Here is a 20,526-nt window from a genome sequence, read left to right on the forward strand (position 1 = left end):
ATCCGACGCCGCGATGGCCGAACTCAGGCTAGAGTGGGACCTCTTTGCTTTTCACAGGAGTCATCCCATGGGTCTTTTCTCTTTCATCAAGGAAGCTGGCGAGAAGTTGTTTGGCGGCAAGGATGCCCAGGCGGCGCCCGTGCCAGGCGCATCGCAGGACGACCTGAACATCAAGGCCGCCAGCGCGATCGAAGCCTACATCGCCAGCCAGAATCTGGGCGCGAGCAATGTCAAGGTGACATTCGACGGCACGCAAGGCAAGGTCACTGTGACGGGCGACGCCCCCACCCAGGCCGCGAAGGAAAAGATCACGCTGTGCTGCGGCAATGTCGCCAGCGTGACTTCGGTCGACAATCAGATGAAGGTCACCAACCCCGAGCCTGAAGCCCAGTACCACGATGTGGTGCGCGGCGACACGCTGTCGGCAATCGCCAAGAAGTACTACGGCGATGCCAACAAGTACCCGGCGATCTTCGAAGCCAACAAGCCCATGCTGAGCCATCCCGACAAGATCTATCCCGGCCAGAAGCTGCGCATTCCTGCGCAATAAGCGCTGGTATGCCGCGCCGCTAAACCAGTGGCGCGGTTGTTTTGCCGCCGGGCCGCCCCAAGGCAAAACAGCCCCCCCTGGGGGCAGCGGCTACGCGCAGCGAGCAAGCGTGGGGGTTCGTTTTTGCCGCCGGGCCGCCCCAAGGCAAAACAGCCCCCTTGGGGGGCAGCGGCTACGCGCAGCGAGCAAGCGTGGGGGTTCGTTATTGTCGCCATGGAAGGCCCGCGCGGCGCCAGCCGCCCACATGGCCGCGCTGGCCGCTGGCATCGGCATCGCCTTCGAAGCCTTCGAGAATGTTGTACGCCTCCAGACCCAGCGTCGCCGCGCGCTGCGCGGCCGCGACCGAGCGCACGCCGCTGCGGCACAGCAGCACCACTTTCATGCCCTCGGGCACGGCAGCGCGCAGCTGGGTGTCGAAGTCGGCATTCGCCGCCATGCCCGGCCATTGCTTCCATGCCACGGCCTGGGCTCCGGGCACGCGCCCTACCCATTCGCGCTCGGCGTCGGTGCGCACGTCGACCAGCACCGCCTGCCCCTGCTGCACCCATTGCCAGGCCAGCGCCGCGGGCAGATCGCCTGCATAGCCCTGGGCGGGACGAACGCCAGGGGTCGAAGAATCGGAAGTCAGGGAATCAGTCATTCCGCCAGTCTCGCAGAACTGCGCGCGCGTTTCCAGCGACGGCCTGGCGCGCATCACGGGCTTTGACCCATCAATCGTCCGCATCGCTCCAGAGCGGAGCCGGCTGATCGCGCAGGCGCTGGCGCAGCGCCCGGTAGTCGGGCAGCACGCCGGCGACCGTGGCCCAGAAGCGCGCGCTGTGGTCCATGTGCCGCAGATGGGACAGCTCATGCACCACGACATAGTCGATGACTTCGGGCGCGTAATGCATCAACCGCCAGTTCAGCCGGATCGCGCCGTCGCTGCGCGCGCTGCCCCAGCGCGTGCGCGCGCTCGACAGCCGCAGGCTGCGCCACTGCACGCCCAGTTGCGGCGCGAAATGGTCCAGGCGCGCGGTGAAATGACTGCGCGCCATCTGCAACCACCAGGCATGCACACGGCTGCGCACCAGCTCGGGCGGCGCATCGGCGGCCAGCGCCAGCTGCAAGGCGCCGAGCGCGGGCTGCAGCTGCGCCGCGGGCCTGCCGGGCAGCGCAGCGCCGCAGGTCACGCGCAGCGTACCGCCCAGGTACGGCAACACGGTCTGCGCGCCCCATTGCAGGCGCGCGCTCTGCGCCTCCAGGCCGCGCTCTCTTTGTTCGGCCAGCTTGCGCACTATCCAGTCGGCCTTGTCCTGCAACACGCGTTCCACGGCGCCCAGGCCCACGCGCAGCGGCGCACGCACGCGCAGGCCGTCGCTGCCCACGGTCATGCCTACGCTGCGCCGCTGGCTGCGTTCCAGCAGGTAGCCTACGCGTATGCCCGCCAGCTGCAGATGGTGGCTCGCCTGGGGATGGACAAAGTCCACGACAGGCGCGCTGCACGGTGGGGGCAATTCAGGTTGAGGCGAGGGCTCAGGTGCGCACAGCGGAACCAGTTCCATTTGCAGCGGCGCGGCCGGGGCCGCAGCCGCGGGCGGCGCGGCCCCGCGCCGTGGGCGCTTGACCAATTGCCCGTCGACCAGCGGCACCTCTGGCGGCGCCAGCCAATCCCAGGCACGCTGCAGCAGGCCGGTCATCGTCCGCTCAGCGTGCGTAGGCCTCGGGGTCCAGGCGCCGCATTTCGCTTTCGATCCATGTCTCGGCTTCGAGCATCAGCTCATCATGCTTGCGGCCCGTGGTCGGAATCTGCGGGCCCACGCTCACGTCGACGATGCCCGGACGCTTGATGAAGGCCTTGCGCGGCCAGCATTTGGCCGAGGTCACGGCAATGGGCACCACGGGCACGCCGGCCATGATGGCCAGGCGCGTCGCGCCCGACTTGTAGACGCCCTTCTCGCCGCGCGGCACGCGCGTGCCTTCGGGAAACATGATCACCCAGGTGCCCTGGGCCAGCAGCCGCTTGCCCTGTTCGACCACCTTGTGGAAGGCGCGCGAACCGTCGGAGCGGTCGATGTAGATCATGTCCAGGCTGCCTATCGACCAGCCGAAGAACGGCAGGCGCAGCAGCTCGCGCTTGAACACATAGGCCAGCGGGCGCGGCATGATCGCCGGCATCAGGAAAGTCTCGTAGGTCGACTGGTGCTTGACCAGCAGCACCACGCCCTGCTGCGGGTCGGTCGGCAGATGCTCCATGCCCTGCGTGCGGTACTTCACGCCCGCAAACCAGCCGGCACTGTCGACGCTCAGCTTGAGCCAGGCGCGCGCGATGCGGTAGCGCGTGCGCGGCGAGGCGCCGAACAATCGCACGATCAGAATGGCCAGCGTATAGGGAATGCAGGTCACAGCCATCCAGAGCATGTGAATCACGGAGCGGATCAGTGGCATGGCGAAATCAGTCCAATCAATTAATCAGCGGGGCGCGGAGGCGCTCATGGGTGCAGGGGCCCGGCTCCCGGGAACTCAGCCTGGCGGCGAAGGCGGCGGCAGCGGCTCGGCGGGCAGCAGGCTCGCGACCAGTTCGGCCAGGCTCGCGTGCGCGCGCACCTGCGGCGGAAATTCGGGCGACAGCGGCCCACCGCCCGCGGTGCGGGCGCAGACCAGATGCAGGTGGGCGCCCAGATGCGCGCCGGCCTGCAGGTGCTCGGCGCAGCTGCCTATTACCCAGGTCTCATGCGACTCGGCGCCATAGCGTTCGGCGATCTGCCGCATCAGCCCGGGCGCGGGCGCACGGCAGCCGCAGCCCTCGCCCGGCGCATGCGGGCAATAGAACACCGCCTCGATGCGCGCGCCGGCCGCAGCCAGCGCGCGGTGTATTCTGGCGTGCAGGGCATTGAGCTCGCCCATGCCGACCTCACCCAGGCCCAGCCCGGGCTGGTTGGTGGCCAGCACCACATGCCAGCCGCCGCGGTTGAGCCTGGCCACGGCTTCGAGCGCGCCGGGCAGCGCGACCCAGCTTTCGGGGGCCTGCAGGAACGACTCGCCCGCCCCATTGAGCGTGCCGTCGCGGTCGAGGATGGCGAGCTTCATGGCGCGGCAGCCTTGCGGATCAGGCCGCGAGGCGCGACAGGTCGGCGACGCGGTTCATGGCCTCGTGCAGCGTCGCCAGCAGTCCCAGGCGATTGGCCTTGAGCGCCGGGTCCTCGGCATTGACCATCACCTTGTCGAAGAACGCGTCCACGGGAGCGCGCAGCACCGCGAGGGTCTGCAGGCTGGCCGTGTAGTCGCCTTCGGCGAACTGGGCGTCGGCGCGCGGCACGGTGGTCTGCAGCGCCTGGTTCAGCTCCTGTTCTGCGGTTTCCTGCAGCAGGCTCGCATCGACGCGCGCCTGCACGGCGGTTTCGGCCTTCTTCAGGATATTACCCACGCGCTTGTTGGCCGCGGCCAGCGCCGGCGCCTCGGGCAGCGCGGCAAACGCGCGCACGGCTTCGAGGCGCTTTTGCACGTCGGCCAGGCGCTGCGGACGCAGCGCCAGCACGGCATCGACCTGCTGAGCGCTGAAGCCCTGCTCGCGCAGGTTGCCGGCCAGGCGGTCATAGATGAAGTCGAGCAGCGCGGGCGTGGCGTCGGTGATCTTGTCGCCGAACGCGGGCAGCGTGCTGACCAGCAGCGTCTCCAGGTCCAGCGCCAGGTCCTTCTCGACCAGCATGCGGACCACGCCCAGCGCATGGCGACGCAGCGCGAACGGATCGCGGTCGCCCGTGGGCAGGTTGCCTATGCCGAACATGCCGACCAGAGTTTCGAGCTTGTCGGCCAGCGCGACGATCACGCCCACGTCATTGCGTGGCAGTTCGTCGCCCGCGAAGCGCGGCTTGTAGTGGTCTTCGATCGCATCGGCGACCGCGACATCGAGGCCGTCGTTGAGCGCGTAGTAGCGGCCCATCGTGCCCTGGAGTTCGGGGAACTCGCCGACCATGTCGGTCACCAGATCGGTCTTGGCGAGCTGCGCGGCCAGATCGGCCTGGCGCGCGAGCGCGCTGTCGCCCAGCTGCTGGCCTATTGACTTGGCGATCGCACGCACGCGGTCCACGCGTTCACCTTGCGTGCCCAGCTTGTTGTGATAGACCACCTTGCCCAGGCCTTCGACGCGCGAAGCCAGCGTCTTCTTGCGGTCCTGGTCGAAGAAGAACTTGGCATCGGCCAGGCGCGGGCGCACCACGCGCTCGTTGCCGCCAATGACCGCGCTCGCATCGGCGGGGCGGATGTTGCTCACCACCAGGAACTGGTGCGTGAGCTTGCCGTCGGCGGCCAGCAGCGGGAAGTACTTCTGGTTGGCCTTCATCGTCAAAATCAGGCATTCCTGGGGCACGCCGAGGAATTCCTTCTCGAATTCGCAGATCAGCACATGCGGGCGCTCGACCAGCGCCGTGACTTCGTCGAGCAGCGCTTCGTCCTCGATGGGGCGCACGCCGCCACCGACCTTTTCAGCCGCGGCCTGCAGCTGGCGCGCGATATCGGCGCGGCGCTCGGCAAAGCTGGCGATCACCGCGCCCTGCTCGGCCAGTTGCTGCGCATAGCTGTCGGCGCTTTCGATGACCACCGGGTCCACGGCGGCCTCGAAGCGGTGGCCGTGGGTGGCGGAGCCGGCCGTCAGGCCCAGCGCCTTGACGCCGATCAGCACCTGCGTGCCGTGCAGCGCGACCAGGCCATGGGCCGGGCGCACGAAGTTGACGCTGGTCCAGCCGTCCTGCAGCTGGTAGCGCATGACCTTGGGGATGGGCAGCTTGGCGATCGCTTCGTCGAGCGCCTTCTGCAGGCCTTCGGTCAGCTGCGCGCCGCGCGCCGTGCTTTCGAAATACAGCACGTCGGCCTTGCCGTCGTGCACGCGCTGCAGGCCGGCGACGGCCGAGGCATCGGCGCCCAGCGCGGCGAGCTTCTTGAGCAGCGCGGGCGTGGCCTGGCCATCGGCCGTGAGCCCCACGGTGGCGGGCATGAGCTTTTGCGACACGGCCTTGTCGGCGGCCTGGGGCGCGACTTCGGTGATGTGCGCGGCCAGGCGGCGCGGCGAGGCATAGGCCGTGAGGCGCGAGCCGGTGCTGGTCAGGCCCTGGGCCGCGAGCTGGTCGAACAGCACGCCGGCAAACGCGTCGCCGAGCTTTTGCAGGACCTTGGGGGGCAGTTCTTCAACGAACAGTTCAACAAGAAGATTCGAGTGGTTCATGGTGTTATCTCTGTCGCAGCGGCTCAGGCGGTCTTCTTGGCGGCGGCGGATTGCTCGGCCTTGGCCAGGTCGGCCAGCACTTCCTCTGCCCAGGCCTTGGGCGCCATCGGGAAGCCCAGGCGCGCGCGGCTGTCGAGGTAGGCCTTGGCGACGGTGCGCGCCAGATTGCGGATGCGGCCGATATAGGCGGCGCGCTCGGTCACCGAAATGGCGCCGCGCGCATCCAGCAGATTGAAGCTGTGCGCGGCCTTGAGCACCTGCTCGTAGGCGGGCAGCGACAGCGACTGCTCGATCAGGTTCTGCGCCTGCTTTTCATGCGCGGCGAAGGCCGTGAACAGGAAGTCGGCGTCGGCGTGCTCGAAGTTGTAGGTCGACTGTTCGACTTCGTTCTGGTGGTAGACATCGCCATAGGTCAGCGTGTCGGTCCACTGCAGGTTGTAGACGTTGTCCACGCCCTGCAGGTACATCGCCAGGCGTTCGAGGCCGTAGGTGATCTCGCCGGTCGCGGGCTTGCAGTCGATGCCACCGACCTGCTGGAAATAGGTGAACTGCGTCACTTCCATGCCGTTGAGCCAGACTTCCCAGCCCAGGCCCCAGGCGCCCAGCGTCGGGTTTTCCCAGTCGTCCTCGACGAAGCGGATGTCGTTCTGCTTCAGATCGAAGCCCAGGGCTTCAAGCGAGCCCAGATAGAGCTCGAGAATGTTGTCGGGCGCGGGCTTGAGCACGACCTGGAACTGGTAGTAGTGCTGCAGGCGGTTCGGGTTCTCGCCGTAGCGGCCATCCTTGGGACGGCGGCTGGGCTGCACATAGGCGGCTTTCCACGGCTCGGGGCCGAGGGCGCGCAAGAAGGTCGCGGTGTGCGAGGTACCAGCACCCACTTCCATGTCATAGGGCTGCAACAGGGCGCAGCCCTGGGCGTCCCAGTACGACTGCAATTTCAGAATGATTTGTTGGAATGTCAGCATGACTTTTTGAGCTTGCGGCAGGCCGGTCCTGCGCTTCGATAAGGGCGCGCGCTGCGCGCGTAAACCGTGATTTTATGTCGGCGCCCGGGTTTGCCGCCCGCGCCTGCCCCCATGGGCATGCTCGGGGCATGGGTCGCCCTACAATGTGCTGCACGTTTTCCACTCCGCCAAGGCCAGTCATGAGTCTGTTGAACATCATCACCAAGCAACTGATCGAAGTCATCGAATGGACCGATGATTCGCGCGACACGCTGTCGTACCGCTGGCCTGACGAGGACAAGGAAATCAAGAACGGCGCGCAGCTGATCGTGCGCGAATCGCAGCAGGTGCAGTTCGTCTCGGCCGGCCAGTTCGCCGATCTGTTCCAGCCCGGCAAGCACACGCTGAGCACGCAGAACATTCCCATCCTGTCGACGCTGCAGGGCTGGAAATATGGCTTCCAGTCGCCGTTCAAGTGCGACGTCTACTACCTCAACACGCGGCTGTTCACCGGCAACAAATGGGGCACGGCCAACCCGGTGATGATGCGCGACAAGGACTTCGGCGTGGTCCGCATCCGCGCCTTCGGCTCCTACGACTTCCGCATCGTCGAAGCGCCCAAGTTCCTCAAGGAAGTCGCGGGCACCGACCAGAACTTCCGCCTCGACGAATTCGCCGACACCATGCGCTCGCGCATCGTGAGCGTGTTCACCGAGGCGCTGGCCAAGGCCCAGGTTCCGGTGCTCGATGTCGCCACGCGCTACAGCGACCTGGGCGACGCGCTGCTGCAGCTGATCAACCCCGCGATGCGCGAGAAGTACGGCCTGGAGATCAGCAGCTTCATCCTGGAGAACGTGTCGGTGCCGCCCGAAGTCGAGCAGGCCATCGACAAGCGCTCGAGCATGGGCGCGATCGGCAACCTCAACGACTATGTGAAGTACCAGATGGGCCAGGCCATGGCGGCCGGCGGCGAAGGCAGCGCCGCGGCGACCATGCCCGCGACCATGGCCATGGGCTTTGGCATGGCGCAGGAAATGATGCGCAGCATGCAGTCGGCGCCCGCCGGAACGGCGGGCGTGGGAACGCCCTCCCCGGCGGACCCGTTCTCCCCCGCAGCGGCCCAGTCGGCACAGACGCCGGCGGCCGCTCCCGCGGCGCTGCAGGTGCTCACGCCCGAGCAGGCCGCGCAGGTGCTGGGCGTGGAGCTGGCCGACGTGATGGCTGAAATCGACGCTGGCCACCTCAAGGCACGCAAGATCGGCGCCAACTGGCGCATCGCGCAAAGCGCCCTGGACGAATACCTGCGCGGCTGAAACCAGCGCCTCTCCTGCTTATCGACGACCGGCGCCCTTGCGGCGCCAAGGTGGCTTGGCCGTGACCCCAGAACCCTCCCGCTCTCCCGATGCCGGCTATTCGGCCGTGGCCGAAGCACCGCCTCCAGCCATGGTCGGCAAGCATCCCTGCCCCGAATGCGGCGCCAACCTCGAATGGAACGCCAAGGCCCAGGCCCTGCGCTGCCCTTACTGTGGCACCGTCGTTCCCTGGAGCGAAGCCCAGCAACAGGAACTGGGCAATGCCGTGGTCGAGCAGGACCTGGCCGCGGCGCTGCAGAACCCGCAAGCGGGCCGCGGCTGGGGTCAGCAGCGGCGCGAAGTGCAATGCCAGAACTGCCGCGCGATCTCGGTGTTCGTCGACGGACGCACGGCCCAGCGCTGCGACTTCTGCGGCTCGCCGGCCATCGTCGCGCACGAGGAGCGCAACGACGCGATCACGCCACAGAGCATCCTGCCGTTCAAGATCAGCGACGGCCAGATCCGCGACGCGATCCGCAAATGGTATGGCTCGCGCTGGTTCGCGCCCAACAAGCTCAAGAACGCCGCGCTGACCGACACGCTCAAGGGCCTGTACCTGCCCTACTGGACTTTCGACGCCCATGTGCAGGCCGCATGGCAGGCCGACGCCGGCTTCTACTACTACACGACCGAAACCTACCGCGACGCCAACGGCAACACCCAGACGCGCCAGGTGCAGCATGTGCGCTGGGAGCCCGCGTCCGGACAGCTCGCGCACTTCTTCGACGATGCGCTGGTGCCGGGCACCGTGGGCGTGCACGCGGCGCTGCTGCGCAAGATCGAGCCTTTCCCAACCACGACCGACCTCAAGCCCTATACGCCCGAGTTCGTGCGCGGCTGGACCGTGGAACGCTACCAGGTCGACCTGGGCAAGGCGGCCGAACTCAACCGGCAGGACATGGATGACGCGGTGCGCCAGATGTGCTCGCGCCAGGTGCCGGGCGACACCCAGCGCAACCTGCGCGTGCAAAGCCGCTACCAGGGCCGCACGTTCAAGCACACGCTGATGCCGGTCTGGCTCGTGGGCTACACCTACGGCCGCAAGAGCTACCAGATCGTCGCCAACGGCTACACCGGACAGATCGCCGGCGAGCAGCCTTATAGCTGGGTCAAGATCACGCTGGCGGTGATCCTTGCGCTGCTGGTGGTGCTGGTGCTGGTATCGATGAGCCAATAAGCGGGGACCGGGTGCCGATGGGAGAATGCCTCCCGCAAAGCCCGCCCTATCGAAGCCATTCAATGTCCACCCCGTCCCCAGCGCGCAACCGGAATCTCGACCTGATTCGACTGATCGCCGCCATCCTGGTGATGTTCAGCCACTCCTATCCGCTGGCCGGACGGGCGATAGAGGAACCTTTTCTCTGGACTTTCGGGCATACCGGCGGCGACATCGCGCTGTGTACTTTCTTTGTGATCAGCGGATATCTGATTTCCGCCTCGTATATCCGCAGCCGCAGCGCGCTCGACTATGCATGGAAAAGATGCCTGCGCATTTTCCCTGCATTGTTCTTTGCGGTGCTTTTCTCCATTGTGCTGGGCGCATTCCTGACCCCGTTTGATTTTCGCGACTACATAGCCCACGAGCAGACGCGAGCCTACCTGGGCAATATTGCCCTGAGCATTCAATACAATCTGCCGCTGGTCTTCGCGGAAAATCTCTTTCCGCACGCAGTCAACGGCTCGCTCTGGACCCTGCCCGTCGAGGTTTTCATGTACGCCATGGTCCTGGTCATGGGCCTGGCGGGCATTCTTTCGGCCACGTTCTCGGCACTGGCGGCGGTCCTGTGCATCCTGGCTGTATTCGCCCTGCGCAATTTCGACCTGGGCGGCCCTTACATCGTTCTGGGCGCGGCCGAACTCTCGGTCGCCTTGCGGCTTGCGGCCTGCTTTTTCATTGGCGCAACGCTGTATTTTCATAAGGACAGGATCCGCTACCACGGCGGCATTGCGCTGATATTCCTGGCCATCATTTTCCTCGCGAAATTCACGCCGCCATCCCTTTATCTCTATACACTGCTGCTGCCTTACATAATCCTTTATGTGGCGCAAGTCGACATTCCATGGACTGACAAAATCACCCGGCATGGCGATTTCTCCTATGGAATCTACATATATGCATTCCCCATTCAGCAGCTGGTGGTTCACTGGTTCCAGAACGACATTTCCGTGAGCCAGCTTTTCATGCTCAGCTTCGCGATCACGCTGCCCATTGCCATGCTGTCGTGGAAGCTGGTCGAGGAACCGGCATTGCGCCGATTCAAGCCCCGGCTGCGCCTCTCCAGCGCCTAGGCCAACCGCCGCTACACCACGCATTCTGCCCCGCCGACTGCCGCGGGCGCTTCCAATGACAGACCACAATTTTCACCCCAGGTACAGACCCGACATCGACGGTCTGCGCGCGCTGGCCATTCTTCCTGTCGTGGCCTTCCACGCCTTCCCACGCTATGCGCCCGGAGGATTCATCGGGGTCGACATCTTCTTTGTCATCTCGGGCTATCTGATTTCGCTGATCATCTTCAAGAGCCTGGCAAACGACAGCTTCTCGTTCGGCGAGTTCTGCGCCCATCGGATCAAGCGCCTGTTTCCGGCACTGCTGCTGGTGACGGCGGCCTGCTATCTATTCGGCTGGTTCACGCTGCTGCCCGAGGAGTTCAAGCAACTGGGAAAACACATTGCCGCCGGACTGGGCTTCGTGCAGAACTTCGTGCTGTGGAAAGAAGCCGGTTATTTCGACGTGGCCTCCGAACTCAAGCCGCTGATGCACCTATGGTCGCTGGCGGTGGAAGAGCAGTTCTATCTGACCTACCCGCTTTTCCTCTGGTTGATCTGGAAGTCAAGAGCCCCTCTTCTGGCCTCCATCGCCGTGCTGAGCATTGCGTCCTTTGTGCTGAGCGCCAAGGGAGTGAGCGAAGATTCCACGAAGGCCTTCTTTTCACCGCAAACCCGTTTCTGGGAACTGCTGGCCGGCTCCATCCTTGCCTATGTGCAATCTTTTGGCGCATGGAAGCCTTCTTTCACGCGCGCGCTGCACCGGTGCCTTTTCGATCGCCTCGCATTTCGCGCGCCGGCGGCGCAGGAAGATCGACAAGCCTTGCTCGCGAGCATGCTGTCGGTCATGGGATTGCTGCTGATCGCCTGCTCCGTGGCCATCTACAGCCCAGCCATGGCCTTCCCCGGGCCCAGAGCGCTGCTACCCGTGGCAGGCGCGCTGCTGCTGATCATTGCGGGCCCCCAGGCATGGGTCAATCGCCGCATCCTGTCCCGCAGGGCCGTGGTCTGGACAGGGCTGATCAGCTATCCGCTTTATCTGTGGCATTGGCCGCTGCTGTCCTTCGCGCGCATCATCGAGGCGCAGACCCCCTCGCGCACCATCCGCATCGCGGCGGTGGCGGCCAGTTTCCTGCTGGCCGCCTTCACCTATTACTTCGTGGAGAAGAAAGTCCGCCGCGCACGCTCGAGCGGCATGAAGGTCACCTTGCTGTGCGTGCTGGCCGTGCTCATCGGCTATGCCGGCTACAACGCCTACAGCAGGCATGGCTACCCCTTCAGGGTCAAGCAGCACACATTGGTCGCAGAAGGCATTGGCGACTGGAGCTATCCCGCCGGACTGCAAACCCGGCAATTCCAGGACCTGACGATACACACCAACTCGTACCAGCCTCCCGAGGTGCTGCTGTTCGGCGATTCACATATCGAGCAGTATGGTCCGCGCGTGGTCCAACTGACGGCCGCCGGACGCGCCAGACCCGTCACCTTCATGACCCGTGGCGGCTGCCCGCCGATACCATTCGTCGACGAACACAACCAGAATGTGTGCGCGAGCTTCTTCGACAAATTCTGGCCGTACCTTGAGCAACACCCGTCGATCAAGAGCATCGTCATTTCCGGCTGCTTCAATTGCTATTTCATCTTTCAGGTCGAGCCGCTGCGCTCGGCTGCGGACAGATTGAGCTATTACTTCCGCAAGAACTCCGTCACTGAAGACTTCAGAGGAGGCAACGGCAAGAATGCGGCCATGCAGGAGCTGGTCGACTTCACCCAGGAAATCGTCTCCCGGGGCTACCAGGTCCATTTCCTGATGGACAACCCCAGGGATGACAGGTTTGACCCGGCCAATGTCATCAAGTCGGAAAACGGCGGGCGGCCGGTCTTTCTCACGGCGTCGCTGGCAAATTACGCGGCATCGTTCCCGTCGGACAAAAAGCAGGTGGCGCTGGAGAGCGAAATGACGGCGCGCCTGAAAGATACGGGCGCAACCATCCTGAAGCCTGCGGACCTGGTGTGCCCACAAGGCATCTGCGCGCCGCTCGATGCCTCGGGCCGGCCCATCTACAAGGACTCGCACCATATGCGCGCGTTCTTCATCCGGGAAAAAATGGACATCCTGGACCCCGTCATTTCGCGGTAGAGCGGCGGGCAAGGCCTGCGTCCACGGCGCAGCGGGCCGCTGAGGCGGTTGTCTCTTTTTTGTCCTATATGAACTTCATATAGGAGATCGCCGTATACTCCGCAACTGTATGCATTCCTTGATCCGTGTTCCTTTGCAGGCAGCGCCCGACCAGCTCGAGCGCCTGCAGGCCTTGCAGCTGGGCTTTGCCCAGCTGTGCAATGCATTGGCGCCGCTGGTGCAGAGCACGCGGGTGTGGAACCGTGTCGCACTGCACCACCTGGCTTACCGCCAGTTACGCGAACAGTTTCCCAGCATGGGTTCTCAAATGGTGTGCAATGCGATCTACTCCGTGTCGCGCACCTGCCGCATGGTGTTCCAGCACCAGGGCAGTCCCCTGCATCTGGACAAGCTGGGCGACAAGCCGCTGCCGCTGCTGCGCTTTGCAGACAGCTGTCCCGTGTATTTCGACCGCCATACGCTGAGCCTGAAGAACGGACTGCTGTCGATGTTCACGCTCGACGGGCGCATGCGCTTCCAGCTGTCGCTGGCAAGCGAGATCGAGGAACGCTTTCAAACGCAGAAGCTGCATGAGGTCGTGCTTTCGCGCCAGGCCAACGGTACGTTTATGTTGTCTTTCTCGCTGGTGGACCAGGCCAAGCCTGCGGCAACCACGGTTTCCGGTGGGGTGTTGGAGCTGCCAGAACCTGGCGAGCTTCCCGAATATGTGATGGTTGACGAGGCCTTATGAAAACCAGCCAGGTTCCTTCCGAAATGCGCGCGGCGTTGACCGACTTGCGCCCTTTCTTCGTGCGCGCCGCATGGTTCAGCGTGATTGCCAGCCTGCTGGTGCTTGCACCTTCGGGCTACATGCTCGAAGTCTATGGACGCGTGGTCAACAGCCGCAACCATGAGACGCTGGTCTGGCTCACGGTGCTGGTGCTGGGCGCCTACCTGCTGATGGAAGTCCTCGAATGGGCACGCAGCGAAATCATGCGCTCGGCGGCCGAGGCGCTCGACAAGAAGATGCACATGCGCATCTTCAACGCGATGTTCGAAGCCAATGTGCGCCGCGTTCCCGGCGGCCAGGTGAACACGCTCTCTGACTTCAAGCGCGTCTGCGAATTCCTCTACTCGCCCGCCTTGCTGGCCATCATGGAAGCGCCTATCGCGCTGGTCATGATGGTGCTGCTGTTCCTGATCAGCCCCGTGCTGGGCTGGTCGGCCGTGGTGTTCGGCCTGCTGCAGGTCGGAATCACCTGGATGAACGAGCGCCGCACCAAGCCGCCGCTGATGGCCGCCAACCGCGAATCCATGGAAGCGCAGCGCTATGCGGACGATACGCTGAACAACGCGGAAGTGCTCGAAGCCATGGGCATGCTCAAGAACACGCACCGCCGCTGGATCGCCAAGCAGCGCAAGTTCCTGCAGCTGCAGGCCGTGGCTTCGGACAGCGCCGGCGGCTTTCAGGCGCTGAGCAAGCTGGTGCAGAACATCCTGAGCTCGCTGCTGCTGGGCCTGGCCTGCTGGCTGCTGCTGCACAACGAGCTCAACGGCGGCGGCGGCATGATGGTCGTCGCGTCCATTCTCGGCGGCCGCATGCTCGCGCCGCTGGTGCAGGTGATAGGCCAGTGGCAGACAGTGATCAATGCGCGCGATTCCTGGAACCGCATCGAGGCGCTGCTGGCCGCCGTGCCCGCCGACCCCGCAGCGATGTCGCTGCCGCCGCCACAAGGACGCGTGCAGGTCGAACAGCTGATGGCCGGCGCTCCGGGCACGCCCGGCACCATCCTGCGCGGCATCAACCTGGCGCTGCAGCCCGGCGACGTGCTGGCGGTGGTCGGCCCCTCGGCATCGGGCAAGACGACGCTGGCGCGGCTGCTGGTGGGCCTGTGGCCGGCCGCGATGGGCAAGGTGCGCCTCGATGGCGCCGACGTCCAGGCCTGGAACAAGCAGGAGCTCGGTCCCCACATCGGCTATCTGCCCCAGGGCGTGGCCTTGTTCGACGGCACGCTGGCGGAAAACATCGCACGCTTCGGCAAGGTCGACATGGACAAGGTCGAAGCCGCGGCCCGCACCGTGGGCCTGCATGAGCTGATCAGCACGCTGCCCCAAGGCTATGACACGCTGGTCGGCCCCGGCGGCGTGCGTCTGTCGGGCGGCCAGCGCCAGCGCGTGGGCCTGGCCCGGGCGTTCTACGGCGATCCGGTGTATGTGGTGCTCGACGAGCCCAACTCCAGCCTGGACGATGAAGGCGATATCGCGCTGTCCCAGGCCATCAAGCAGGCCAGCGCGCGCGGCGCGACCGTGGTGGTGATCACCCACCGCACCAGCGTGCTGACCGTGACCAACAAGATGCTGGTGCTGCGCGACGGCCAGCAACAGGCCTTCGGCCCGCGCGATGAAGTGCTGGCGGCGCTCAAGCAGGCCGCCCGCCAGGCGCAGATGCCCGCGCCCACCGCACAGGTGACGGCATGAGTGCGGTCCGCGAAACAATTGATACGAGTCCAACAATGAAGACTTCCGGTTTTTTCGAGCGCAGCGAGCTGACGCGCGCGCTCTGGGCATTTCGCCGCGAGTTCTATGTGGTCGGCGTGTTCAGCATGGTGGCCAACGTGCTGCTGCTCGCACCCACGCTGTACATGCTGCAGGTGTTCGACCGCGTGATGCTCAGCCGCAGCGAACTGACCCTGCTGGTGGTCTCGCTGATCACCTTGTTCCTGTTCTGCGTGGGCGCGTTCTCCGAGTGGATGCGCTCGCGCGTGCTGGTGCGCGCCGGCCTGCGCCTTGACGAATTGCTCAGCACCCGCGTCTTCAACGCCAGCTTCGAGATGAACCTCAAGCAGTTGGGCTCGGGAACGGCCAAGGCCTTTGGCGATCTGGTGCAGGTGCGCCAGTTCCTGACCGGCAACGGCATGTTTGCGCTGTTCGACGCGCCCTGGTCGCTGGTCTACCTCACGGTGGTGTTCCTGCTGCACCCGTTTCTCGGCTATGTGGCGCTGGTGTTTGCCGCCATCCAGCTGGCGCTGGTGTGGTTCGGCCACCGCAAGACCGTGGCCCCGGCCGAGCGCGCTTCGGCCGCAGCTTCCCAGGAAGTCCAGAGCCTGCAAGGCAAGCTGCAGCAACTGGAAACGCTGGAACCCATGGGCATGGTGCACAACCTGGGCCGCGTGTGGCGCGGCAAGCACCGCGAAGTGATGCAGTTGCAAGGCAGCTCGCAGGCGCTGTCGCACAAGATCATGGCCTGGAGCAAGTTCCTGCGCTATTCGCAGCAGTCGCTGGCGCTGGGCGCGGGCGCGCTGCTGGTGATCGACGGCCAGCTGTCGGCCGGTGCGATGATTGCCGCCAACATCCTGATGACGCGCACGCTGACGCCCATCGACATGCTGGTGGGCACCTGGCGCGGTTTCATCAATGCGCGTGCGGCATTCCGGCGCCTCGAAGCCTTGCTCGATGCCCATCCCGAGCGCGATGAATCACTCACGCGCATGCCGCCCACAGGCGCGCTGTCGCTGCGCAATCTGGTCGCCGTGGCGCCCGGACGCGCCGAGCCCATTCTGAAGAACATCAGTTTCGAAGTCCCCCAGGGCACCGTCGTGGTGGTCCTGGGCCCCTCGGGCTCGGGCAAGTCGACGCTGGCGCGTTGCATGATCGGCATCTGGCCCCACATGGGCGGTGAAGTGCTGCTCGACGAGCGCCCCATCACCGGCTGGAGCCGCGACGACCTGGGACCGCACCTGGGCTATCTGCCGCAGGACATCGAACTGTTCGAAGGCTCGATCGCCGAGAACATCGCGCGCTTCGGCGATGTCGATTCCAGCCAGGTCATCGAAGCCGCGCGCAGCGCGGGCCTGCACGACATGATCCTGCGCTTCCCCAAGGGCTACGACACCTCGATAGGCGAGGCCGGCGGCCTGCTGTCGGGCGGACAACGCCAGCGCATCGGTCTGGCGCGCGCCCTTTACGGCAAGCCCAAGCTGGTGGTGCTCGATGAGCCCAATGCCAACCTGGACGACGTGGGTGAAGCCGCGCTGGTGCAGGCCGTGCAGATCCTCAAGCGCCAGGGCAGCACCGTGGTGCTGGTCACGCACCGCCCCGGCATCCTGGCCGCGGCCGACCGCGTGGTGATCCTGAAAAACGGCGTGCTGCAGGCCGACGGCCCGCGCGATGCGGTCGTCGCGGCACTGCGCGAGGCGCAGCAGGTGCCGCTGCCCGCAGCCTGATCATGAACCGCTTCCTGCCGCTCCATTGCGCACAACTAATTTCCGGTGAGTTCCGACATGACTAAATCTTTGCCTTCCGACGCTCAAAAAAATCCATTGGCCAAAATGTCCGGCGGCGCGTTGACGACTTCGCCCCAGGGCGATGTAGAACCCGGCGACCTGGGCCGCTCGGCGCGCTGGGGCCTTTGGGCCCTGGCCCTGGGCTTTGGCGGCTTCCTGCTGTGGGCGGCGCTCGCGCCGCTGGATGAAGGCGTGCCCAGCACCGGCATGGTCGCAATCGACACCAAGCGCAACACCGTGCAGCATCTGAACGGCGGCATCATCCAGAAGGTGCTGGTGCGCGAAGGCGACGAAGTGACCGAAGGCCAGCTGCTGGTGCAGCTCGACTCCGCCGTCGCGCGTGCCAACTACGAGTCGGCGCGCCAGAGCTATCTGGGCCTGCTGGCCATGCAGGGCCGCCTGGTCGCCGAGAAGAACGGCAAGCCGACCATCACCTGGGCCGAAGACCTGAAGGCCGCGTCCAGCGACCCGCTGATCCAGCAACAGATCCTGAACCAGGAACAGCTGTTCCATACGCGCCGCAATCTGCTGCGTTCGGACCTGCAGTCGATGGAAGAAAACATCCGCGGCCAGCAAAGCACCATTGAGACCTACAAGGGCATGATGGCCAGCCGCAAGAGCCAGCACGAGATGCTCAATGAGGAGCTGGGACATCTGCGCGAACTGGTCAAGGAAGGCTATGCGCCGCGCAATCGCCAGCTGGAGCTGCAGCGCTCGGTGGCCGACATCAACACCTCGATGGCGGACATGCAGGGCAACATCCTGCGCGCGCAAAGCTCGATTGCCGATCTGCGCCAGCGCATGAACTCGCGCAAACAGGAAGACCAGAAGGAAATCGAGACCCAGCTCGCCGAAGTGGGCCGCCAGGTGCTGGTCGACCAGGAAAAATACCAGGCCGTCAAGGCCGAGCTGGCGCGCATGGAAGTGCGCTCGCCCGCGCAGGGCCAGGTGGTGGGCCTGATGACCCAGACCGTGGGCGGCGTGATCCAGTCGGGCCAGAAGCTCATGGACATCGTCCCCAAGGGCGCGTCCCTGATGCTCGAAGCCCAGGTGCCGCCGCACCTGATCGACCGCGTCCACATGGGAATGCCCGTGGACGCGCGCTTCTCCTCGTTCGCCAACTCGCCCCAGCTGGTGGTGCATGGCACGGTCGATTCGATATCCGGCGACCTGCTGACCGACCCCCATACCAACGCGAGCTACTACCTTGCGCGTGTCAAGGTCTCGGACGACGGACTCAAGGTCCTGGGTTCGCGCCAGCTGCGCCCCGGCATGCCCGTGGAAGTCGTCTTCCTCGGCGGCGAACGCAGCATGCTGACCTATCTTCTGCATCCGCTGACCAAGCGTCTGGCTGCATCCATGACGGAGGAATAAGACCATGCTTCATTTGCCCGCATTTCGCATCAAGGCCCGCAGCACGGGCGCGGCCCGCACGGGCGTGGCCCTCGCGGCCGCCCTTCTGCTCACGCCCGCCTGGGCGCTCGATCTGCGCCAGGCCTATGAGGCCGCCGAGCAGAACGACGCCACCATACGCTCGTCGCGCGCTGGCGCCGAAGCCATGCGTGAGAAGCTGCCCCAGGCCCGCGCCCAGCGCCGGCCCAACATCAGCTTCAACGCCGGTGCCAACCGCAATTCGCTCAAGTCCACCACGGAAACCATCCTCGGCCCGCGTGACTCCAAAAATGCGTACAACAGCAACAACCAGGCATTCCAGCTGCGTCAGCCGCTTTACCGGCCTTTCCTGACCGCCCAGGAAAAGCAGGCCGAGGCCCAGGTCGAAGGCGCAAACGCCATGCTGGATCAGGACGAACAAGGCCTGGTGCTGCGCGTCGCGGAAGCGTATTTCGATGCCTTGCTGGCGCGCACCCAGCTGGGCCTGGTGGCCGCGCAGAAGCTGACCTATACCTCGCAGCTTGATGCTGCCACGAAGGGCTTCCAGGCCGGCTCGGGCATGCGCACCGACATCGACGAAGCCCAGGCGCGCGTCGACATGTCGCTGGCCCAGGAGCTCGAAGCGAAGCAGAACGTGGAGTTCACGCGCCGCCGCCTCGAAGTGCTGATAGGCAAGCCGTTCGACACGCTGGCCGACCTCGACGCCGCGAGCTTCCGCCCGCAGGCGCCCGTGCCCGCGTCGCTGGCCGAATGGACCGCCCAAGCGGAGTCCGCCAGCCCCGAATTGCGCTCGCTGCAGGCCCAGGTCGATGCCGCGGCCCAGGAAATCAACAAGGCCAAGGCCGGCCACAAGCCCACGCTGGACGCGGTCGCCTCGGTATCGCGCTCCGACAGCGACTCGGTGACCAGCGTGAACACGGTCTACAACCAGAAGTACGTGGGCCTGCAGTTGAGCGTGCCCCTGTATGCGGGCGGCTATGTGAGCTCGCAGGTGCGCCAGGCCGTTGCCGACCAGGAGCGCACGCGCGAAGCCCTCGAGGCCGCGCGCCGCGATCTGGGTTCACGCGTCTACGAGCAATACCGCGCAATGACCGAAGGCGTGCTGCGCATAGGCGCGCTCGAGCAGGCCGTGCGCTCCGCCGAGGTCGCGCTGGAGTCCAGCCGCAAGTCGCTCAAGGCCGGCGTGCGCACCACGGTCGACGTGCTCAACGCCGAACAACAGCGCACGCTGACGGCGCGCGATCTGGCCCAGGCGCGGTATATGTATCTGCTGTCGCGCATTCGCCTGCAATCCCTGGCCGGCCATGACCGCTGGGTCAATGTCGAGCAGGCGAATGCAAATCTGATCAACCCCTGAGCCGCGCCGCCGCCGGCGGCCGCGCCCACCCTAGAATCCCGCAACGAAACGGAGTTATTGACATGACCAAGACAACGCCCACCCCCAAGAAGACCGCCGCTGTTGCCAAAGACAAGAGCAAGGCAGCCGCCGAGCAGCAGACCAGCACCCTGCCCGCGCCCACGCTGGACCCCGAGCAGGCGCGCAAGGACATCGCGGCCATGATCGCCAAGGCTTCCGCCGCCGCGCGCGCCAAGGCCAACTGAGAACCGGGTTTCTTCCCTCAGGCGCCGGCATCGCTCAAAAGCAGAGCGTGCCGCGCGCCGCATCAATGCAGCACGGCGGATACCGGCTGGTCCTGACCGGGCGTGGCGCGCAATGCCATCCACTGCGGCCAGATCTCCAGCGGCCACTGCGCAGTTTCATAGTGGCGGTACACAATGCCCAGCCACTGGCGCAGCCCCGTGGGCGCGAACGCCACGCTGAATTCCAGCGCCGGCTCCTGCTCCACGCGCAGCACAAGGTGCAGGCGTGCACCCACCGTTTCGAGCTTCACGATCTGCACCAGGCCGTTGAAGGCGTCGGGCTGCGCCTGCACGGGCGCCTGCTTCTGGGCCTGCAGCGCGCCCTGGGCCGCCTGCTGGGCAATATGGTGAACCTGTTCGCGCTCCACCGCCATGGCGGGCACACGCGCGCCCGACATGCCAGGCACAGGCTGCTTCTCGAGCCAAGCGCACAGATGCGGCACCAGCCGGCGCAGCAGCCGCTGGGTCAGCCAAAGCACCACCTGCTGACCGCCTTCGACCTCGCCGCTCAGGCGCAACCGGTCTTCTTCAGGAATGAACTCGGTGGTGAATTTCTGCAGGGGGGTGCTCATGGCAATAGCAGGAACTGCGCTTCGAACTCATTGGCGTCGGCCACGCCCACGATATCGATGGTGGCCGCGCCCGCATAGGCATCTGCATCGCCTTGGCAATACACCCCCGGCGCCAGCTCGGCCCAGGCCGAGGCCGGCACATCCACCAAGGCTGGCGCGGCGGCAAGGTCTGCATTGCCAAGAATCAAGGTATCGGACATCAGTAACG

The 20,526-nt window shown here is 65.4% G+C and carries 19 protein-coding genes; 11 read left to right on the plus strand and 8 right to left on the minus strand.

All coding sequences use genetic code 11. From position 1 onward, the window contains the following. Positions 1–67 precede the first annotated feature (67 nt). Positions 68–550 carry a peptidoglycan-binding protein LysM gene (lysM, locus tag ACSVDO_RS18575; RefSeq protein ID WP_489593933.1) on the plus strand — a complete coding sequence of 161 codons (483 nt, stop codon included), beginning with the start codon at positions 68–70 and terminating at the stop codon, positions 548–550. A 202-nt stretch (positions 551–752) separates the two neighbouring features. Here lysM and ACSVDO_RS18580 read toward each other — a convergent pair whose 3' ends face one another. From ACSVDO_RS18580 to glyQ, 6 genes are all read right to left on the minus strand, one after another. Then, positions 753–1,190: a rhodanese-like domain-containing protein gene (locus ACSVDO_RS18580; protein ID WP_489593935.1), complete on the minus strand. Its 438-nt coding sequence runs from the start codon at positions 1,188–1,190 to the stop codon at positions 753–755. 70 nt (positions 1,191–1,260) lie between these two features. Beyond that, positions 1,261–2,226, minus strand: a complete 966-nt coding sequence (locus ACSVDO_RS18585) for a M48 family metallopeptidase (protein WP_489593937.1) — start codon at positions 2,224–2,226, stop codon at positions 1,261–1,263. A gap of 7 nt (positions 2,227–2,233) precedes the next feature. Continuing rightward, on the minus strand, positions 2,234–2,974 hold the full coding sequence (locus ACSVDO_RS18590) for a lysophospholipid acyltransferase family protein (RefSeq protein ID WP_332538974.1): 741 nt from the start codon (positions 2,972–2,974) through the stop codon (positions 2,234–2,236). A 75-nt stretch (positions 2,975–3,049) separates the two neighbouring features. Further along, on the minus strand, positions 3,050–3,616 hold the full coding sequence (locus ACSVDO_RS18595; protein ID WP_332538972.1) for a D-glycero-alpha-D-manno-heptose-1,7-bisphosphate 7-phosphatase: 567 nt from the start codon (positions 3,614–3,616) through the stop codon (positions 3,050–3,052). Between the two features lie 19 nt (positions 3,617–3,635). Then, the gene (gene glyS, locus ACSVDO_RS18600) at positions 3,636–5,747 is read right to left on the minus strand and encodes a glycine--tRNA ligase subunit beta (RefSeq protein WP_489593939.1); all 2,112 of its coding nucleotides are present in this window, start codon (positions 5,745–5,747) and stop codon (positions 3,636–3,638) included. A gap of 23 nt (positions 5,748–5,770) precedes the next feature. Beyond that, positions 5,771–6,712, minus strand: coding sequence for a glycine--tRNA ligase subunit alpha (glyQ, locus tag ACSVDO_RS18605; RefSeq protein ID WP_332538970.1), 942 nt, complete (start codon positions 6,710–6,712; stop codon positions 5,771–5,773). A gap of 179 nt (positions 6,713–6,891) precedes the next feature. Between glyQ and ACSVDO_RS18610 the strand changes: the two genes are divergently transcribed. From ACSVDO_RS18610 to ACSVDO_RS18655, 10 genes are all read left to right on the plus strand, one after another. After that, the gene (locus ACSVDO_RS18610; RefSeq protein WP_489593940.1) at positions 6,892–8,004 is read left to right on the plus strand and encodes an SPFH domain-containing protein; all 1,113 of its coding nucleotides are present in this window, start codon (positions 6,892–6,894) and stop codon (positions 8,002–8,004) included. Positions 8,005–8,134: 130 nt separating this feature from the next. Continuing rightward, positions 8,135–9,220: a TFIIB-type zinc ribbon-containing protein gene (locus tag ACSVDO_RS18615; protein ID WP_332538996.1), complete on the plus strand. Its 1,086-nt coding sequence runs from the start codon at positions 8,135–8,137 to the stop codon at positions 9,218–9,220. 62 nt (positions 9,221–9,282) lie between these two features. Continuing rightward, positions 9,283–10,332, plus strand: a complete 1,050-nt coding sequence (locus ACSVDO_RS18620) for an acyltransferase family protein (RefSeq protein ID WP_489593942.1) — start codon at positions 9,283–9,285, stop codon at positions 10,330–10,332. After that, positions 10,253–12,451, plus strand: coding sequence for an acyltransferase family protein (locus tag ACSVDO_RS18625; RefSeq protein WP_489593943.1), 2,199 nt, complete (start codon positions 10,253–10,255; stop codon positions 12,449–12,451). Before ACSVDO_RS18620 ends, ACSVDO_RS18625 begins: the two co-directional genes overlap by 80 nt. Before the next feature lie 109 nt (positions 12,452–12,560). Beyond that, positions 12,561–13,181: a hypothetical protein gene (locus tag ACSVDO_RS18630; protein ID WP_489593945.1), complete on the plus strand. Its 621-nt coding sequence runs from the start codon at positions 12,561–12,563 to the stop codon at positions 13,179–13,181. Next, positions 13,178–14,908 (plus strand): type I secretion system permease/ATPase, encoded by a 1,731-nt coding sequence (locus tag ACSVDO_RS18635; protein WP_489593946.1) that lies wholly within the window; start codon positions 13,178–13,180, stop codon positions 14,906–14,908. Before ACSVDO_RS18630 ends, ACSVDO_RS18635 begins: the two co-directional genes overlap by 4 nt. A 35-nt stretch (positions 14,909–14,943) precedes the next feature. Next, positions 14,944–16,653 carry a type I secretion system permease/ATPase gene (locus tag ACSVDO_RS18640; RefSeq protein ID WP_489593948.1) on the plus strand — a complete coding sequence of 570 codons (1,710 nt, stop codon included), beginning with the start codon at positions 14,944–14,946 and terminating at the stop codon, positions 16,651–16,653. Between the two features lie 105 nt (positions 16,654–16,758). Next, positions 16,759–18,087, plus strand: coding sequence for an HlyD family type I secretion periplasmic adaptor subunit (locus tag ACSVDO_RS18645; protein WP_489596437.1), 1,329 nt, complete (start codon positions 16,759–16,761; stop codon positions 18,085–18,087). A 4-nt stretch (positions 18,088–18,091) separates the two neighbouring features. After that, complete coding sequence (locus tag ACSVDO_RS18650; protein WP_489593950.1) at positions 18,092–19,462, plus strand: TolC family outer membrane protein; 1,371 nt, start codon at positions 18,092–18,094, stop codon at positions 19,460–19,462. Positions 19,463–19,524: 62 nt separating this feature from the next. After that, positions 19,525–19,707, plus strand: coding sequence for a hypothetical protein (locus ACSVDO_RS18655; RefSeq protein WP_489593952.1), 183 nt, complete (start codon positions 19,525–19,527; stop codon positions 19,705–19,707). 62 nt (positions 19,708–19,769) lie between these two features. Here ACSVDO_RS18655 and ACSVDO_RS18660 read toward each other — a convergent pair whose 3' ends face one another. After that, the gene (locus ACSVDO_RS18660; protein ID WP_489593954.1) at positions 19,770–20,318 is read right to left on the minus strand and encodes a hypothetical protein; all 549 of its coding nucleotides are present in this window, start codon (positions 20,316–20,318) and stop codon (positions 19,770–19,772) included. Beyond that, positions 20,315–20,518 (minus strand): hypothetical protein, encoded by a 204-nt coding sequence (locus ACSVDO_RS18665; RefSeq protein ID WP_489593956.1) that lies wholly within the window; start codon positions 20,516–20,518, stop codon positions 20,315–20,317. The genes ACSVDO_RS18660 and ACSVDO_RS18665 overlap by 4 nt, the downstream gene beginning before the upstream one ends. Positions 20,519–20,526 lie beyond the last annotated feature (8 nt).

This window comes from Comamonas sp. DB36, from assembly GCF_057914905.1.

Excerpts from the sequence above, each read along its gene's own strand:
- lysM (WP_489593933.1), top strand. The coding sequence starts at position 68 with ATGGGTCTTTTCTCTTTCATCAAGGAAGCTGGCGAGAAGTTGTTTGGC.
- ACSVDO_RS18580 (WP_489593935.1), bottom strand. The coding sequence starts at position 1,190 with ATGACTGATTCCCTGACTTCCGATTCTTCGACCCCTGGCGTTCGTCCC.
- ACSVDO_RS18585 (WP_489593937.1), bottom strand. The coding sequence starts at position 2,226 with ATGACCGGCCTGCTGCAGCGTGCCTGGGATTGGCTGGCGCCGCCAGAG.
- ACSVDO_RS18590 (WP_332538974.1), bottom strand. The coding sequence starts at position 2,974 with ATGCCACTGATCCGCTCCGTGATTCACATGCTCTGGATGGCTGTGACC.
- ACSVDO_RS18595 (WP_332538972.1), bottom strand. The coding sequence starts at position 3,616 with ATGAAGCTCGCCATCCTCGACCGCGACGGCACGCTCAATGGGGCGGGC.
- glyS (WP_489593939.1), bottom strand. The coding sequence starts at position 5,747 with ATGAACCACTCGAATCTTCTTGTTGAACTGTTCGTTGAAGAACTGCCC.
- glyQ (WP_332538970.1), bottom strand. The coding sequence starts at position 6,712 with ATGCTGACATTCCAACAAATCATTCTGAAATTGCAGTCGTACTGGGAC.
- ACSVDO_RS18610 (WP_489593940.1), top strand. The coding sequence starts at position 6,892 with ATGAGTCTGTTGAACATCATCACCAAGCAACTGATCGAAGTCATCGAA.
- ACSVDO_RS18615 (WP_332538996.1), top strand. The coding sequence starts at position 8,135 with ATGGTCGGCAAGCATCCCTGCCCCGAATGCGGCGCCAACCTCGAATGG.
- ACSVDO_RS18620 (WP_489593942.1), top strand. The coding sequence starts at position 9,283 with ATGTCCACCCCGTCCCCAGCGCGCAACCGGAATCTCGACCTGATTCGA.
- ACSVDO_RS18630 (WP_489593945.1), top strand. The coding sequence starts at position 12,561 with ATGCATTCCTTGATCCGTGTTCCTTTGCAGGCAGCGCCCGACCAGCTC.
- ACSVDO_RS18635 (WP_489593946.1), top strand. The coding sequence starts at position 13,178 with ATGAAAACCAGCCAGGTTCCTTCCGAAATGCGCGCGGCGTTGACCGAC.
- ACSVDO_RS18640 (WP_489593948.1), top strand. The coding sequence starts at position 14,944 with ATGAAGACTTCCGGTTTTTTCGAGCGCAGCGAGCTGACGCGCGCGCTC.
- ACSVDO_RS18645 (WP_489596437.1), top strand. The coding sequence starts at position 16,759 with ATGTCCGGCGGCGCGTTGACGACTTCGCCCCAGGGCGATGTAGAACCC.
- ACSVDO_RS18650 (WP_489593950.1), top strand. The coding sequence starts at position 18,092 with ATGCTTCATTTGCCCGCATTTCGCATCAAGGCCCGCAGCACGGGCGCG.
- ACSVDO_RS18655 (WP_489593952.1), top strand. The coding sequence starts at position 19,525 with ATGACCAAGACAACGCCCACCCCCAAGAAGACCGCCGCTGTTGCCAAA.
- ACSVDO_RS18660 (WP_489593954.1), bottom strand. The coding sequence starts at position 20,318 with ATGAGCACCCCCCTGCAGAAATTCACCACCGAGTTCATTCCTGAAGAA.
- ACSVDO_RS18665 (WP_489593956.1), bottom strand. The coding sequence starts at position 20,518 with ATGTCCGATACCTTGATTCTTGGCAATGCAGACCTTGCCGCCGCGCCA.